Origin of the sequence: Bacillus paranthracis, from assembly GCF_024296885.1 — a bacterium.
In the GTDB taxonomy this organism is placed as follows: Bacteria; Bacillota; Bacilli; order Bacillales; family Bacillaceae_G; genus Bacillus_A; species Bacillus_A paranthracis.
This window is the reverse complement of sequence record NZ_CP101135.1, coordinates 2,868,126-2,885,590: the sequence shown is the minus strand read 5'-3', so window position 1 is coordinate 2,885,590 and position 17,465 is coordinate 2,868,126. Positions and strand designations below refer to the sequence as shown.

The window sequence follows — 17,465 nt, the reverse complement described above, 5'->3', positions numbered from 1 at the left end:
TAAAAAGAGAAAGTGAGGAAGAAAGTATGAAATCTCTGTATGCAATTGATGTAGGAATTGGTTTTACTAAGCGGGCATATCGACAGGATGTAGATTCTGAGGTGACGATTAAGAGTGAAGCTTCCACACTAGCCCCTGTACCTAATCATGATGAAAGTGAAGATTTAACAAAGGTAAGTTTTATAGATTTAGACTTTGCATACTATATGGGAAATGAAGCGCATCAATCTGACGCTTCATTGCTTCCTCCATTTGACGAAGAAATAGAAAATTATTATGAAAGCGAACGGTTTAAACAACAAATATTTGGTTGCATTGCAAAGGATTATAAAGAAAATGTCGTGTTACCTTTAGTTGTTACCGGGCTTCCTGTCACTTATTTTGGTAGTCAGCATGAGCAATTACAACGTGCACTAAAAAAAGAAACTTCTGTGCAAATTGATGGAAAATTTATTACTATTACGGTGGAAAATGCTTTAATTCTTCAGCAACCGGTCGCTTTACATGCCTATTTCTTAAAAGAGGGAATCATTCAGGAACGAGATCGTATCTTAATTATTGATGGTGGATTTCGTACATTAGAAATGACAGATATGAAACAGAATGTCATTTTAAATCATTATGAGACGGAACTAGGATGTAGCAAGCCTTTGAAAAATATTAAGAATATCGTGCAGAATCATGCGGGTGAAAGTAATCAATTGCATATTAACGATATGCCAAACATATTAGAAAAAGGATATGGAGGTCGAGAAGAAGATACTCAGACAAGTCAGGTTCATACTTTGATTCAAAAAGAGTTGGATGCACACTTCCAAGACGTTATGCGTGTATTACAAGAACAATTTAAGTTAGACCAGTATGACACTATTATTTGGACAGGAGGAATAGTAGATCTCCACAAAAAACGAATTGAAAAAATGCAAGGTGAAATTTCTTCTTTCCGTATGGTAGACGCTTCGAAAGAGGCTGCACTTCATGGATACTACATGATTGGAAGTCAAGTATTTGACGACATCACCAATCAATCTGTATATGAATCTAAATTATAATAACGACCAAAATGGAGTTCGTTGAATAGACGTGCCAAATTATTTAGTTTCTTTTCCATATATAATAAATTCTTTATAAGAAAAGATAAAAAGTGCTTGTATAGAGGAAATGTTTAAATTTGAGAATAAAAATAGCTAATATATAGGGGGTCTTCCTTTTAATAGAATAAGACCTCCTATGCCATTTGTTTTGTAATTTAGTTGATCTAAAAACTTTTCCTCCAAGACATGAATACCTACATACAAATTTCATATTACGGATATGATTCGATCAAACATAAAACTGTTCAGAAAGGAAGAATAATATGGAATGCATAAAAATGCCGAAATGGAGTTGGTATCATGTGAAAACTAGTGAGCTTGAAAAACTTTCTTCTATAATTCTTCGTGATGTAACATCTTATTTCTCTCAATTTGTAAAGAAAATAAGTTCCCCTTGTGAAAATGGATTATATGTTTATACATTATCACCAAGTCAAACTTGTGTATATGGTTCGTTTTTATATGATCAAGATAAAAAGGACGCCAAAATTCAAAAATTTCTTCATTATTTCGTAGCTCATGGAATACTCATAACAGTCCAGGAAAAAGAGGAAGGGGACTTTCAGAAATTAATACATAATGCCTCTTTTAGTGCAAAAAATTGTAATAGTTCCGCTGAAGGATTATGTGCTATCTTATCAATGTTTATATCTCACTATTTGCGAAAGGTTGACTATTTCGAAAACAATTTCAGAAATGTATTATGGGATTTTTATCATCATAATAACATAGCAGTTTTAGAAAGAATTTATCATATTCGTCATGAACTATTTATGAACACACATGTGTTTCGCTTAATACAAGAAGTGTTACAAGGCCTGAAAGAAGCTTGGTTAGAAAACTTAACAAACACTCTTTGTTATAAGCAAACAAACGTAAAATTAGAGCGTGGATTACAACTTGTTAAAGAGTACCAAGAAGAATTGGACACGATGATTCATTTACAAGAAGTTGTTTCTTCACATCGTGGGAATGAGATTATGAAAGCTCTTACTGTATTAACTGCTGTAAGTACGCCTTTGACGGCCTTAGGAGCATTGTGGGGGATGAATTTTAAATATATGCCTGAACTAGAATGGAAATATAGCTATTTAATTGCTCTCTTATTTATTATTTTCACAACAGGAGGTATGTATATGTATATGCGATTCAAAGGGTGGACAGGTGATTTATTACGAGTAAAGAAAAAGAAATCTTTTTTTAAATCTAATTAATCTTGTTTATAAAATATATGATAGATATATAGTTAGTAATATTTATTAATTGGGATAGTATCATTTCGATTTTACAATAGAGATATCGCTGCTTTCAGCAAAACAGACTTCAGAGGCGATTTAGCCAAGATTAATATACCTACCCTTGTTATTCATGGTGATTCAGATGCAACTGTACCATTTGAATATAGTGGGAAATTAACACATGAAGCACTCCTATTATTCTTAAAGGACTGATTAAAACTATATCATTGTTAATTGATACATGATAAATAATTTGCAATTCCATCATATTTTTTCTAATAAATGGAAATACCTAAAGGTGAATAATTTTGAGGAGGTTTTCAATTATGGAAGAAAACCAGGACATGAATTCTCTAGATGAACAAGACGTGAAACGTGAGACATTGACAACACGACAGGGGCACCCTGTGAAGGATAATCAAAATATCCGAACAATTGGGAATCGTGGTCCAGCAACACTTGAAAATTATCATTTCATCGAAAAAATTTCTCATTTTGATCGAGAAGAGGTTCCAGAACGTGTAGTACATGCGCGAGGAGCTGGAGCATTTGGGTATTTTGAAACGTATGGAAAAGTTGGAGATGAGCCGATAGAAAAATATACTCGTGCGAAAGTGTTTTCGGGGGCTGGCAAAAAAACACCGTTAATGGTTCGTTTTTCTACAGTAGCTGGAGCTAAGGACTCACCAGAAACAGCAAGGGATCCACGAGGTTTTGCAGTGAAAATGTATACGGAAGATGGTAACTGGGATTTAGTAGGGAATAATTTAAAAATTTTCTTTATTCGTGATGCGATGAAGTTCCCAGATATGATTCATGCGTTTAAGGTTGATCCGGTTTCGAATGTGGCGAATCCTCAGAGAATGTTTGATTTTGTTTCTCGTACCCCGGAGGCAACGCATATGATTACATTTTTATTTTCTCCATGGGGTATTCCAGCAACATATCGCCATATGCAGGGATCTGGTGTGAACACTTATAAATGGGTAAATGAAAAAGGCGAAGCGGTATTGGTGAAATATCACTGGGAGCCGAAGCAGGGAATTCGAAATTTAACACAAGAAGATGCAAACAGTATTCAAGCAATGAATGTTAGTCATGCAACACAAGATTTATATGAAGCAATTGAGCGCAAAGATTATCCAGAGTGGGAGCTATTTGTACAAATTATGGAGGATGATTATCATCCAGAACTCGATTTTGATCCTCTTGATGATACGAAGCTTTGGCCAGAGGAGCAGTTCCCCTGGTTACCAGTAGGACGTATGGTTCTTGATCGTAATCCAGTTGATTACCATTCAGACATTGAACAAGCTGCTTTTGGTACAGGAGTACTTGTGGATGGCATGGATTTCTCAGACGATAAAATGCTACAAGGTCGTACTTTCTCTTATTCAGATACGCAACGTTATCGCGTTGGTGCAAACTATCTACAATTACCTGTTAATGCACCTAAAGCACCTGTTCGTACAAATCAACATCGTGGTCAAATGGATATGCGTAATCCGAAAGAGTCTGGAGAAAATCCGCATATTAACTATGAGCCATCTATGCTGGGTGGTTATAAAGATGCAAAACAAGAAAAGCACCATCCACACCAACCAACTTACAATGCGGCTGCTATGAGTGCACCAATCGATCGTCCTAATAATTATGGTCAAGCAGGTCACACGTATCGTAGTTTTGAGGAGTGGGAACGAAATGAGTTGGTTAAAAATCTATCTGAAGCACTTGCAGTATGTGACAAAAGAATTCAGAATGCGATGATTGAACACTTCACACAAGCTGATGAAGATTATGGCCGTCGTGTTAAAGAAGGTATTGAAAAGAAAATGAAAGAAGCTAAAACGGAAAACAAACTTCCAGGCCGCGAAGTAAGTAAATCAAAATATGGCCAAGGTTCATTAGCTGCAAACGAAGCAACAAAAGATGCAGTAAAGAAAAGCCATGAATCAGATGCTTATTAATTGAAGTGAGCACAGTAGAATACCTAGAGATTCCGTGAAAATAGTTAGGTATCCTTCCATATGATTGTTAAAATGTTTTTTTATATGAGAAGTACTAAATATCATAAGATAGTTCATAAACAAATAAAAAATAAAGTTTCAAAAAGATGCTCTTGGATAAATCCAGGAGCATCTTTTTGAATGCGGCGTAGTGCACCACTGTAACCAATTTAAAGAATCGAAATCTTCTATAACGAAATTTTTGCTCATTTTTAAATATTGATATTGAAATGTTAGGTTGATAAATCTCTATTAGTTTCGAGTTGAATATTTTTCTTAACGGCTAAAATTTATGGATTAGAGTTTTTTGTCTCTTAGGTGGATTGCTATATTACTATCAAGATAATATTTTGAATAATCCTCAAAATAAAGAAATGTTTTTGTCAGAAAACGATAAAATCTTATTAATTTTTATAATTAGTAGAATTTTTATAGAAATAATCCTCTTAATATATTAAAATAACATCGTATTATGTAAGATTTTAATTATTAGGGGAGAGAAATTTTATGTTGAAAAAAATCATTCCAGTTGCTTTAGCATTAAGTACAGTTACTTTTACTAGTGTATTCGCTGTGCCTTCAGCCCAAGCAAGTACAGAACCAAACCGCTACATAGATGTGCAAATGCTCGGGATTAACGATTTTCATGGGCAACTAGACACAGTAAAAAAAATTAACAATAAAGATGCAGGGGGAATCGAGTACTTAGGGGCTTATTTACGCGATCGTGAAAAACAAAATCCGAATACATTAAAAGTACATGCTGGCGATGTTGTTGGAGCAAGTACTCCTGTTTCAGCATTATTACAAGACGAACCTACCATTGAATTTCTAAATGATTTAAAATTCGATGTTGGAACTATAGGAAATCATGAATTTGATGAAGGTGTTGAAGAAATGAAACGCCTTATTTATGGAGGATACCATGAGAAAACAGGGAAATTTAAAGGTGCAAAATTCCCATATGTTGCCGCAAATTTCTATAATAAATCCACTGGTCGTTTATTTTTACCACCATTCACTATAAAAAAGGTACAAGGAGTTCCTGTTGGATTTATCGGAGTCGTAACAACGGATGTGCCTAACCTTGTTATGCCTACTATGCTAAAGAATGTAGAAATTACAGATGAAGTTGAAGCTATTAACAAATCCGTAAAGCAATTAAAAAAACTAGGCGTTAAATCTATCGTTGTTCTTGCACATAACGGGGGGACAACAGATGGGAACGGCGTAACAAATGGTGATATCGTCCGATTAGCAAATGAGACTGATCCAGAAGTCGATGTTATTTTTGGTGGGCATAGCCACACTTATGTAAATGGAACTGTTAATAATAAACTTGTCGTACAAGCAAATTCTTACGGTATGGCTTTTGCTGATGTTGATGTAAAGATTGATCGTAAAACACAAGATATTGTTGAGAAAAAAGCAGAAATTGTTACAACTTACCATGAAGGCATGGAGCCTGATAAAAAAATAAAGAAGAAGATGGAGAAATATCAAGCAAAAATCGCACCTCTTGTTAATGAAGTTGTAGGTAAGTCTATTGCTCCACTAGATCGCAAACTAAATACGGCTGGTGAATCTACTCTTGGAAATTTAGTTGCTGATGCCCAGCGTGCAACAATGCAATCTCAAATTGCACTTATGAATCCTGGTGGTATTCGTAATGACTTAGATGCTGGTGATATTACATGGGGAGAGATATATGGTATTCAACCATTCGGAAATCAATTAATAAAAGTAAATTTAACGGGTCAAGATATTCGTGATATTTTAAATCAACAATGGCAAAAAGACATAACAAGAATGCTTCAAATTTCAGGGATCCAATACACTTGGGATGCAAACAAACCTAATGGAGAAAAAGTAACAAGTATTCACCTAACAAATGGAGAAGAAATTATTCCTTCTAAAACTTACAGCGTCGTTGCGAACGCATTTTTAGCTTCAGGTGGAGATGGATTTGTATCCTTTAAAAACGGTAAAGATGCTGAAACAGGACCAACTGATTTTGAAGCATTAGTAGATTACATAAAAAAATCAAAAGAACCAATTCAGTCTATTATTGATGGAAGAATTCAAAAAAAAAATTAGGTTTTTATTAATCTCAAAAAAATAGATTACCTATGCACTATACTTTTTCGTGTGCAGGTAATCTATTTTTTTGATTTGAAATAGAGTTTTACCGTGGCTAATAGGTATACCGTCTAGATGCAGAATGCCGAAAAAAATGAAATTTGTATAATTGCTAATTCATCCGTAACTATCATTGTTTTGTTTGATAGTAATGGAGTACGGCCACACATCCATCAACTTAAGAGTTGGGACTATTCTAGAGATTAAAAGCACGTTAGCATTTTCTTAATTAATGGGAAAGAGTGACATACTTTTTAGGAATATGCATAAAAAACAAGGGGTGTCATTATTTGCCGAAGATTTATCTCAATAAAAGTCTCCCAATACACTTAATCAATTCACTAAATTAGAGTTGAGTTTTTGGTAAGAAGGGAACCATATGTTTCGAAAGAAATGTAGAAATTTCTATAATAGTTTCCTTCAGTTCCTTATCTAGCTTGAGTGCATCTGGGAGTAGTATCGCCTATCAAATTAAGACCATAGACAAGATGAACTTTCGTCTATTAGAACTGAAATATTCTTAATATAGAGGCATACTAGATTATGATGTTTTTCCGTAACAAATATAGTTAAAAATTTCAGGTTTAGAGAGAATTATAAAGGGTATACATACAATATAAAGAGTTGATTGGAGATGAATTTTATGGTGAATGAGTCTATAAAATTTGTATTCTTACTTTAAATAAAAAGGGGGCTAGTATACATGAATAAATGGTTAATAAATAAAAAAATCCTATTTATTTTGTAAACGAGGGGCGTGTGGAAAATGAAAAATATGAAACGCAAGCTAGGAACCTTTGCACTCACAATGACTGGGATTGGCTCGATTTTAGGGTCTGGCTGGTTATTTGGTGCATGGAAGGCTGCTAAAATATCAGGAGGGGCCGCTATCTTTTCTTGGCTCTTAGGAATGATTGTAATATTATTTATTGCCTTACCATATAGCGAGTTAGGAGCTATGATTCCGGAGGCTGGCGGAATGGTAAAATATACCCAATACTCACATGGAGATTTCGTAGGATTTATTGCTGGATGGGCGAATTGGATAGCCATCGTCTCAGTTATTCCAGTTGAAGCTATAGCCTCAATACAATATATGAGTTCATGGCCTTGGGAGTGGGCAAGTTGGGCCAAGGATTTAGTAGACAATGGGATGTTGACTTCAAAAGGTCTTGCAGCTGCTTCTTTACTTATTATTATATATTTCTTTTTAAACTATTGGACTGTTAGTCTATTTGCAAAAGTAAATTCTCTAATTACTATATTTAAAATCGTAATTCCTGGTCTTACAATTGGTGCATTGCTATTCGTTGGATTTCATGGAGAAAACTTTACTAGTCATCAGGACTTTCATGTATCTAATTGGTCAAATGTATTAACTGCTATGGCAACATCCGGTGTTATTTTTGCATTCAATGGTTTTCAGAGTCCAATTAATATGGCTGGTGAAGCAAAGAACCCAGGGAAATCCATTCCTCGGGCAGTTGTAGGATCTATTTTAATTTCAACTATAATATATGTATTATTACAAATTGCGTTTATCGGCGCTGTAAATCCTAATATGATAATTAACGGATGGTCAAATTTAAATTTCAATTCACCATTTGCTGATTTAGCAATAGCACTAAATATTAATTGGTTAGTTATTGTATTATATTTAGATGCTTTTGTATCCCCTTCTGGTACAGGTACTACTTATATGGCAACCACATCACGCATGCTGTACGGAATGGAGAAGAATGGATATTTCCCTAAAGTTTTTGGGAAATTACATCCTACATATGGTGTGCCTAGATTTGCCATGATGTTTAATTTAATGATTTGTTTTGTTTTTTTATTTTTATTTAAAGGATGGGGTGTTTTAGCTGAAGTGATTTCAGTAGCTACATTAATTTCATATGTTACTGGACCAATAACAGTAATGACTCTGAGAAAAACTGCACCTAATTTTCATCGTCCTTTCTATATAAAGGGATTAAAAATTATCGCACCTTTAGGGTTCATTTTTGCATCATTAACATTATATTGGGCAAGGTGGCCATTAACAGGAGAAGTAATGTTTATTATACTTATGGGCTTACCTATATATTTTTATTATCAATTAAAAACAAAATGGGTTGGATTTAAGAAGAATTTTTTAGCTGGATTATGGATTGTGGGGTATTTATTATTTATGATTTGTATATCGTACATTGGAAGTGAAAAATTTGGCGGGTTAAATATTATAACTTATGGATGGGATATGGTACTTATTTCAATTGTTTCATTTCTATTTTATAGATGGGCTATAAATAGCGGATTTAAAACAAAAGATCTACAGGTAGCACAGAAGATTAATGGTAGAATTAGTTGAATAATATACATAAATTAGAAAAATAGATTTATCATGTGCTGGAGGTCAATCCGAATGGCATGGACTACCGTTGCTAAATAGTATGGACATGGAATTTAATGAGTATACGTAATAATAGCAAACAATAATAGTGGAAGCCGTAACGAATTATTAGTTCGTGATGCTGAAAGTGCAAACGATCAAATGAAATATAAAATCGCACAAAATTTCAATATATAACTTGATGGTCGATTCACTCGCTAATTATATAGTGTATGGATTAGAAGGAGGGATTATAATCTCTCCTTTTTTAATGGGAAAAATCTATGCTCAAATGGTTTTTAAGAAATTTTAAGTAAAAGTACAAACTACTCTTCTGGATGGGAAGAACTGAGCTAATAGTTAGAAATTCATTATTTTGATAAGAACATATTTAATAATAAAAAGTAGTTAGCAAAAGCTAACTACTCGGTAACCAATTTGTTCTAAAACAGGTTAGTTATATTTTGGACACATCTTTAAGAAAATATACAACATAACTAAAAACAGTAATCTATGTTAATTGCTTTAACAAACAAAGCAACAAGGGTCTAGTATTAATTGTAAAATAAATTAATTATTAAGTATTCACGATGTTAAAAACATAACAAAAGACATTTTTTATACCAATTTCGCTTCCTAATTATTTATTACATTTAATAATATAAATAATTTTATTAAAATAAATGATGCAAAGCAAATTAATTTAACTACTGTAGATGTTGAAGAGTTAACTTAAAGAGGTAAGGAAGATGTTTACTATTGCTTAGAAGAAATATCAGGATAGGCTTTATAAGGGGAAAGCTTCATTTCGTTTATATCAAAATTTGGGGGGAAAGAGATAAATGGTAGAAAGAATGAATGGATAAACAAATTCTCAAAAATCTTTATTACGTAGGGGGAAATCTATGGATAAGATAATAACGTTAATTTAAAAATTTCTTTTTTTATTTGTAACGTATTATTCTCGGAATGACATAATTCCTCCAAATAAAAGGGGAAATCAAATGTGAAATCATCGATAGATAGTATTCAAGAAAGTAAAAAATTAAAAAATCAACAAAAGGGAGAGAAAACAACATGGAAATTAATGTCTATTTTTCTAGTTCCCTTGCTTTTAAGTAACATATTACAATCAGTTGGACAATTATTTGGTATGGTGGTAGTAGGACGATGGCTTGGTGTGAATGAATTAGCTGCCATTTCAGCATTTTTCCCATTATTCTTTTTACTTGTTTCGTTTGTAATTGGAATTGGATCAGGTAGTTCGATTTTAATTGGTCAGGCATTTGGAGCCCGTAATGAAGATCGTTTAAAAGCCATTGTTGGTACGACGTTGACATTTACCTTTATAATAGGAGTTATTTTGGCAATAGTGGGAAATGTATTTGCTCTGAACATTATGCGTTTTATGGGTACGCCAGAGAATATAATTGATATGAGTGTGCATTATGCGCGTATTTTATTTATTTCTATGCCAGTTTTATTTCTATATTTCTCTTATACAACGTTTATAAGAGGTACAGGAGATTCTAAGACACCGTTTTATTTCTTAATTGTTAGTACAGTCTTAAATATAATTCTATTACCTATTCTAATTTTTGGTTGGCTAGGAATACCCAAACTTGGTGTGTACGGAGCTGCCTATGCTTCTGTTATCTCGACAGTTGTAACATTTATTGTTATGCTTATTTATTTAAAAAAGAAGAATCATCCACTGCAATTAGATGAGACCGTACGGAAATATCTTCGTATGGATTGGGATTTATTAAAACTATTATTACGCCTTGGAATTCCAGCGAGTATTAATATGATTCTTGTTTCGTTATCTGAGATTGCGGTAATCGCATTTGTGAATCGTTTCGGTTCTGATGCGACTGCTGCATATGGGGTTGTAAACCAGGTTGCAAGTTATGTTCAGATGCCTGCGGTTAGCCTTGGAATTACGGTATCTATTTTCGCTGCGCAATCTATTGGTGGGAAACAATTTAACCGATTACAGGAAGTTATTCGTGCTGGAATTATTATGAATTATATAATTGGTGGTATACTAATCGCTTTTATTTACTTGTTTTCAAGAGAAATCTTATCGTTATTCTTAACGAACACGAATACAGTTGAAATTGCGCATAGTTTGGTGATGATTACACTTTGGAGTTACTTAATTTTCGGTCATGCTCAAATTATTGGTGCAACAATGCGAGCAAGTGGAACTGTATTATGGCCCACTATTATCGGTGTCGTATCAATATGGCTTGTAGAAGTCCCTGTTGCTTATTACCTTTCTTATCATACAAATCTTGGTATAAAAGGAATATGGATTGGGTATCCAGCAGCATTTATTGTAAGTTTACTTTTGCAATATGGATATTATAAACTTTCATGGAAGAAGAAACGAATTTCACGACTTGTTAGTTAGAATAGAAGGTGAAAAATGATATTCTCTTATAAGTTGTCAGTTTTAGGAGTAGGACCATAACATCATCAAACGAATAAAACCGAGTTACCCTCAAACGGCAGTATGTTGGTTTTAATTGTAAATTCAATTTTACCCTTTCATAGTTATCTTTAGAAGTTCAACTCAATTTTTCATGTTGGGGAAGAATATATTTCTTAAATTGATAGGAATAGGACAGATTATATTTCGATTTGAGATTACGGACAATAAGGAGTTAAAAAAGCAAAAACAGCAAAAACAGCAAAAACAGCTATATACTATGTAGCTGTTTTTGCTTACATAAATTTAATTAGTAACCAGAGTCTTCTGAAGTAAGATTATCAAGCATTTTATAGTCATACTTTTGTAATGGTTTTTCAGCAGGCCCTTCAAGTACCTCTCCTGTATACGAGAATCGCGAACCATGGCATGGGCAATCCCAAGAACGTTCTCCATTGTTCCATTCAACTTCACATCCAATGTGAGTACAAGTTGTATCTACAATATGAAGTTTACCTTCTACATCCTTATAAGCTCCTTTTCTATGTCCATCAATATCAACGACAGCTCCTTCATCGTTAGATAAATCACGAATACATTTTTGAGGAATCTCTAACTTGCCTTTAATTAAGTGTCCAACAACATTGGCATTTTCGACTAAGAAATTCTTTAAACTAGGGTTCATGTGGAAACGAGAGGGAGTATATAATTCCCGATATTTGTTCTTTTCTTTTAATATGATGTCTCGAAATAAAAGCGCCGCTGCGGTTCCGTTTGTCATACCCCATTTTCTGTATCCAGTAGCAATTAATATATTTTTTTGATCGGATGTAATCTCACCGATATAAGGAATCTTGTCTAGTGTAATTAAATCTTGTGCTGACCAACGATATGGGATATTTTCAAGGCCGAAAACTTGTTGTCCGAATATTTCTAGTGCTTCATAATGTTTTAATATTTCGCCGCCTTGTCCCGTTTTATGACTTTCTCCAGAGATAAGAATGAATTCTTCTCCATTAATTGTTGTGGAACGGAGAGAACGTGTCGGTTCATCTACACTAATATACATACCACCTGGATAATTTGTTCTTGTCTTAGCAGCAATTATATAAGATCGGTCTGCATGCATTCTTGTAGAGTAAAGTCCTGCACCTTCATAAAAAGGGAAATGGGAACAAGAGAGAATATACTTCCCTGTAATTTGAGCTCCTCCACGGGTAAGAACCACAGGTTGCTCGCCTGTTTTTATATTTACTGCTGTGGTATTTTCAAAGATGTATCCACCTTTTTCTGTAATTATATTTGAAAGATGGGCTAAATATTTAAGTGGATGGAATTGTGCCTGATTTCTCATAACAAGTGCATTATGTATTTTTAAATCAATAGGAAGTTTGTTTACAAGCTCGCCTTCAATATGAAGCTCTTTATAAGCTTCTGCTTCTTTTTCTAACTTATATGCATATTCTTCTGTTGTGGCATACAGATAAGCATCTTGTTGAGTGAAATCGCAATCGATTTGATGTTTATTAATTGTAGTTTGAATGAATTTTAAAGCATCGATGTTTGCTTCGTAATACAATCTTGCGGTAGTTCTTCCGGTATATCTGATAAGCTCTTCATAAATCATATCATGTTGAGCAGTAATTTTAGCTGTCGTATGTCCAGTCGTTCCATTTAATAATTTGTCTGCCTCTATAACAGCGACTTTTAGACCTTCATTTACTAAAAGATAGGCAGAAGTAATGCCAGTAATTCCTCCTCCTACAATAATAACATCGACCTGCATGTCATTTTCTAAGGAAGGGTATTCAGGTAAATGAATACTGCTCGTCCAGTAAGATTCAGCATTATGTGGTAATTTCCCATCGTAATTATCGTTATTCTTCAATATAAATCCTCCATCCAAAGTTTTATAGTTCTATTATTTCCACTTATTGAAGAGGTAAACTTTGAGTCTAGAAAATAGCAAATTGTGATTGGACGCGTATTCAATTTATCTGTACTTTTGTATAAATAGAAACAAGTGATTTTAACAACATTAGGAATGGTTCGTGTAGTGTAATTTCATTTGTGTGATATAGCAAGAAGAATAATCGCATTAGAAAAAATCAGCAATGTAACCTGTTAAGCGTAAAACGAATCTTCAATATGTAAAGCGCAAAAAAACACTGAAGCGAAAAGCATTGGTGCTTTTGCGCTTTCGGGCATAGATGCTACTTCAACCCTATTATAGAAGCGATTTCGAATGTAAGGAATTTGTAAGGGATAGGTAAGAAAAAAGAGATTTTCATTGTGTAGGATAAAAATATAAGGAGGCGTGAAAGGGGGATAAGTACGGCCTACATATAAAACAATCAGTAACAAGAGTGTTTTGTGAAAATAATGAGTACAATGATTGCAAATACATTGTTGCCTTTTCATCAGTGGGAGAATGGATAATTGTGTGGTTCGTATAGGACACTGCTATCAACTATCTATACAATTTTAATAGAAGAGAGGAATTCTTTATGAAAACACGCAGTAAAATTACATGTGCAAGTCTAGCACTTTTAATAGCTGGAAGTTCTCTGTTATACGTAACACCAACATCCATTGTAAAAGCAGAACCTACGCAAAATGTAAATCGTACTTCCGTTAAGAAAGCAATGCGAGATGAACTGCAACTTGGATACCCGGGAATACTCGCTAGCATTTCTAAGGGTGGTAAAACTTGGATTTATACTGCTGGGATAGCGGATCTGAGAACTAAGAAACCAATGAAAGCAGATTTTCGCTTTCGCATTGGCAGTGTGACGAAAACGTTCATTGCAACAGTGCTCCTTCAATTATCTGGAGAGAACCGTTTGAATCTAGATGACTCCATTGAAAAATGGTTGCCTGGTGTCATTCAAGGAAACGGATATGATGGTAACCAGATTACAATCCGGCAAATCATGAATCATACAAGTGGTATTGCTGACTATATAAATTCAAAAGACTTTGATATTACGGATATAAAAAAATCGTATACAGCTGAAGAATTTGTAAAGATGGGGATTTCTCTTCCCCCAGACTTTGCTCCAGGAAAGGGTTGGTCTTATTCAAACACAGGATACGTATTACTGGGGATGCTTATTGAAAAAGTAACAGGAAACAGTTATGCGGAAGAGGTTGAAAATCGGATTATTGAACCGCTTGATTTGTCAAATACATTCCTACCTGGCAATTCAAGCGTGATTCCAGGCACCAAGCATGCCCGTGGCTATTTGCAACTAGACAAAGCGAGTGAGCTAAAAGACGTTACTTATATTAACCCAGGTAGCTCGGATGGAGATATGATTTCTACTGCTGACGACTTAAACAAATTCTTCTCTTACTTACTAGGTGGCAAATTACTGAAGGAACAGCAATTAAAACAAATGCTTACTACAGTTCCTACAGAAAGAGAGGGAACTGGATATGGTCTTGGAATACTTGAAATTAAGCTTCCAAATGGTGTCTCGGTATGGGGACACAGGGGAGCCGTTCCAGGGTTTTCCACTTTTGTTGGTGGAACACTTGGAGGTAAACATACACTCGCTATCAATGCGAACAGTTTAAACATTAATAATCCGGAATTTTTTAAAAATATTTTACTTGCTGAATTTAGCAAGTAGACAAAAAGGAAAAACGGAAAAATTTTGTCATTTGTAATTTCAATCAGAATGGATTATCGCTTGAAATGAGTATAGAGGGGATTAAGTATATAGAAACAATTAAGCTAAACATGAAGGAGGGCTAAGTAAAAGGATTTGTTTATACATTGGCCAATTAAAACAGCAACACATATAATGAGTGATTAGTATGTATATAGTATTGCATTTGTGTTGGTATCGTCACGGATTGTAAATTTGTATAAGGTGCGAAGTCTAATTTAAGACTTCGCACTTTTGCTGTTTAATAGCTTTTATTACGAAGCTATTAACAATAGACAAAAGGAGAATGTAACTAGTTATGTGGATACTACTGTATGATTGGTGCAACAAATTGTGACTCTAACGTATTTGAAGGGCCTGATAAATTCAACGTTTATCGTCCTGACATTGATATTAAAAAGGCATTTAGTGGTACTGCAAGACATCTTGCTTTTGAATCAAGTATATATAATTGTGCAGGAGCAGCATTTGCAAAATTAGAAATTGAAATAGATTCAACCATCAAAGATAATATTAGCGGAAAAAAATTGAGGGACATTAAGGATTTTGTGAAGAGGACTTCAAAAATGAAATAACATTGTAATATGCTATATTTCTATTATTAATTGAAAGTTATTACCCTATAAATTCAGTCATTTATTATATAACTGAGTACATAAAAAATAAGCTGAAATCTAATAAATAACGTAAAAACTAAAAGATTTTCGCTTTGAGAACATCTTAAAATATTAAATTGATGGTAACTTTGTTGTATCTCTTTAAACATACCTATATTAAAACCCAAATTTCTCAATTGAATGCTGAGATATTTGGGTTTTTCTAAAGTAATCAATTCTTTAAAAAATCTTTAGAAATTTAAAGATAAAGTACTGTATACATGTAAGTATGATTAAAAATGAAAAGTTGTAAATGCTAAATTTAATTAAATATGCCTTACTCTCTTTACCATTGGCCTGAGTGAATAGTTTATAGGAAATTACACTGGCTAAAGATGCGATAATTGTTCCAAGCCCTCCAATATTTACTCCTAGTAATAAAGCTTTCCAATCAGAAGTAAAGTTTGATAGAAGAATTGAAGTAGGAAAATTGCTAATCAATTGACTCAAAAATATGGAACTAAAGAAGACTGAAGTATCTCCTCTTAAATTAGCGCGAGCAAATGTCTCCAGCGCATCAGAATGGGAAATGTTTCCGATAAAAATAAAAAAACAGACAAAGGTTATTAGAAGAAAGTAATCGATCTTAAATAGTAAGTTTCTATCTAACGTAAATGCTGCCACCAATGTAACTATTAGAGCAATGTAATAATTAATGAAACCAAAAATGGATGCAATGATAGTGATAAGTATCAAAATCCAGATGGTAGCTTTTTTTCGATTCTTCAAGGTAATAACAGGTAGTTCTATTTTTAAATCTGTTTTTTGAAGTTTTTGGGTAAATATAAATAACAAACTGATTCCAAGTACAGCTAAAAGCAGGATTGAACCTAAAAATGGGAGGAGCTTAATTCCATAGTAAGAATATAAGTATAAATTTTGTGGGTTTCCCATAGGCATCAAGCTACTGCCGATGTTTGCCGCAATTGTTTGCAGGATGATTGTATCCATCATGTTCATTTGTGTTTTTTTACTAATGACAAGTGTTATTGGTACAAAAGTGAGGAGAGCAACATCATTTGTTACAAACATGGAGCAAATAAAGCATAACAAAATTAGAATAATAGATATTGACCTGCTGTTATTGCATTTATTTAAAATCGCAACGGCAAGTTTGTCTAATATCTTTAGCTGTTCCAAGGCCTTAATGGCCACCATTAGATTAAATAAGCTAATTAACACTTCAAAGTTAATATATTCGATCTTTGGCGAATGTATTAAGCAGCTTACAATTGCTAGTATCAGTGAGATGGTAAGTACTAAATCCTTTTTTAAAAATTCGAATTTCATAAGGAGTCTTTTTTTATTTTGAACGAATACTATTTCTTTCACAATACACCACCTGTAATTTATGTTAGTAAATATACGTTTTTTGGGATAATTCGATATTGCTAGAAAAGAGGATGTCATAAGGTCCTAAATAAGAGTTTTGTAATGTTTCATCCCTTCAACAAAATCCTTTTTTTCTTAGTGTCTTTCATGTTGTAAATATGTGCAATATAGACGAACCCAACTAGGGGGATTAATTGAGAAAACAAATGTTTTTTGTATGATACCATAAATAAATTAAATGTTTTATTTTTTAAATATTCTTATAACGTCCTGTTGATTCTTGATTTCAAATACTTTATATGAACTTCTAAAAGAGAAAAAATATGTATGTTTTTATGAAGGAAATAGAGGCCTGTCAGAGATTAGGTAGAACAGCATCCGCGACATTTGGATACTGTATAAAATTCACAAAATCTCACTGTTTTTTTATATGAAAAAATCTTAAAATATTTTTTGTTTTTATAAAAATCTGTACTTTTTCGTAACATTCTGTACTTTTAATTATAAATTAAAAACAA

10 protein-coding genes and 2 pseudogenes are annotated in these 17,465 nt (G+C 33.4%); 10 read left to right on the top strand and 2 right to left on the bottom strand.

Annotated features, from left to right (window positions below; genetic code table 11):
• The first annotated feature begins 26 nt into the window (after nucleotides 1-26).
• From NLJ82_RS14810 to NLJ82_RS14775, 8 genes and pseudogenes are all read left to right on the top strand, one after another.
• Nucleotides 27-1,052: a ParM/StbA family protein gene (locus tag NLJ82_RS14810; protein WP_000839470.1), complete on the top strand. Its 1,026-nt coding sequence runs from the start codon at nucleotides 27-29 to the stop codon at nucleotides 1,050-1,052.
• 305 nt (nucleotides 1,053-1,357) lie between these two features.
• Nucleotides 1,358-2,308, top strand: coding sequence for a magnesium transporter CorA family protein (locus tag NLJ82_RS14805; RefSeq protein ID WP_000388892.1), 951 nt, complete (start codon nucleotides 1,358-1,360; stop codon nucleotides 2,306-2,308).
• A 63-nt stretch (nucleotides 2,309-2,371) separates the two neighbouring features.
• A pseudogene (locus NLJ82_RS14800) lies at nucleotides 2,372-2,545 on the top strand (alpha/beta fold hydrolase); the annotation flags it as partial.
• Between the two features lie 113 nt (nucleotides 2,546-2,658).
• Entirely contained in the window at nucleotides 2,659-4,299 is a 1,641-nt protein-coding gene (locus NLJ82_RS14795) for a catalase (protein ID WP_000392238.1), read from the top strand.
• A gap of 546 nt (nucleotides 4,300-4,845) precedes the next feature.
• Nucleotides 4,846-6,435: a bifunctional metallophosphatase/5'-nucleotidase gene (locus NLJ82_RS14790; RefSeq protein ID WP_000913794.1), complete on the top strand. Its 1,590-nt coding sequence runs from the start codon at nucleotides 4,846-4,848 to the stop codon at nucleotides 6,433-6,435.
• Nucleotides 6,436-7,243: 808 nt separating this feature from the next.
• Nucleotides 7,244-8,830 (top strand): glutamate/serine transporter AimA, encoded by a 1,587-nt coding sequence (aimA, locus tag NLJ82_RS14785; RefSeq protein WP_000794164.1) that lies wholly within the window; start codon nucleotides 7,244-7,246, stop codon nucleotides 8,828-8,830.
• 114 nt (nucleotides 8,831-8,944) lie between these two features.
• Nucleotides 8,945-9,046, top strand: a pseudogene (locus NLJ82_RS14780) (alpha/beta-type small acid-soluble spore protein); the annotation flags it as partial.
• Between the two features lie 892 nt (nucleotides 9,047-9,938).
• Entirely contained in the window at nucleotides 9,939-11,267 is a 1,329-nt protein-coding gene (locus NLJ82_RS14775; protein ID WP_012644468.1) for an MATE family efflux transporter, read from the top strand.
• Between the two features lie 328 nt (nucleotides 11,268-11,595).
• Here NLJ82_RS14775 and NLJ82_RS14770 read toward each other — a convergent pair whose 3' ends face one another.
• Nucleotides 11,596-13,173 carry an FAD-dependent oxidoreductase gene (locus tag NLJ82_RS14770; RefSeq protein ID WP_000794268.1) on the bottom strand — a complete coding sequence of 526 codons (1,578 nt, stop codon included), beginning with the start codon at nucleotides 13,171-13,173 and terminating at the stop codon, nucleotides 11,596-11,598.
• Between the two features lie 577 nt (nucleotides 13,174-13,750).
• On the opposite strand from NLJ82_RS14770, the gene NLJ82_RS14765 reads away from it, so the two are divergent.
• Together NLJ82_RS14765 and NLJ82_RS14760 are read left to right on the top strand one after the other, a co-directional pair.
• On the top strand, nucleotides 13,751-14,920 hold the full coding sequence (locus tag NLJ82_RS14765; RefSeq protein ID WP_238389569.1) for a serine hydrolase domain-containing protein: 1,170 nt from the start codon (nucleotides 13,751-13,753) through the stop codon (nucleotides 14,918-14,920).
• Between the two features lie 353 nt (nucleotides 14,921-15,273).
• On the top strand, nucleotides 15,274-15,534 hold the full coding sequence (locus NLJ82_RS14760) for a hypothetical protein (protein WP_001992624.1): 261 nt from the start codon (nucleotides 15,274-15,276) through the stop codon (nucleotides 15,532-15,534).
• 261 nt (nucleotides 15,535-15,795) lie between these two features.
• Here the strand turns inward: NLJ82_RS14760 and NLJ82_RS14755 are convergent, their stop codons facing one another.
• Nucleotides 15,796-16,947, bottom strand: a complete 1,152-nt coding sequence (locus NLJ82_RS14755; RefSeq protein ID WP_000659289.1) for an anion transporter — start codon at nucleotides 16,945-16,947, stop codon at nucleotides 15,796-15,798.
• Nucleotides 16,948-17,465 lie beyond the last annotated feature (518 nt).

Excerpts from the sequence above, each read along its gene's own strand:
- NLJ82_RS14790 (WP_000913794.1), top strand. The coding sequence starts at position 4,846 with ATGTTGAAAAAAATCATTCCAGTTGCTTTAGCATTAAGTACAGTTACT.
- NLJ82_RS14805 (WP_000388892.1), top strand. The coding sequence starts at position 1,358 with ATGGAATGCATAAAAATGCCGAAATGGAGTTGGTATCATGTGAAAACT.
- NLJ82_RS14775 (WP_012644468.1), top strand. The coding sequence starts at position 9,939 with ATGTCTATTTTTCTAGTTCCCTTGCTTTTAAGTAACATATTACAATCA.
- aimA (WP_000794164.1), top strand. The coding sequence starts at position 7,244 with ATGAAAAATATGAAACGCAAGCTAGGAACCTTTGCACTCACAATGACT.
- NLJ82_RS14810 (WP_000839470.1), top strand. The coding sequence starts at position 27 with ATGAAATCTCTGTATGCAATTGATGTAGGAATTGGTTTTACTAAGCGG.
- NLJ82_RS14795 (WP_000392238.1), top strand. The coding sequence starts at position 2,659 with ATGGAAGAAAACCAGGACATGAATTCTCTAGATGAACAAGACGTGAAA.
- NLJ82_RS14760 (WP_001992624.1), top strand. The coding sequence starts at position 15,274 with ATGATTGGTGCAACAAATTGTGACTCTAACGTATTTGAAGGGCCTGAT.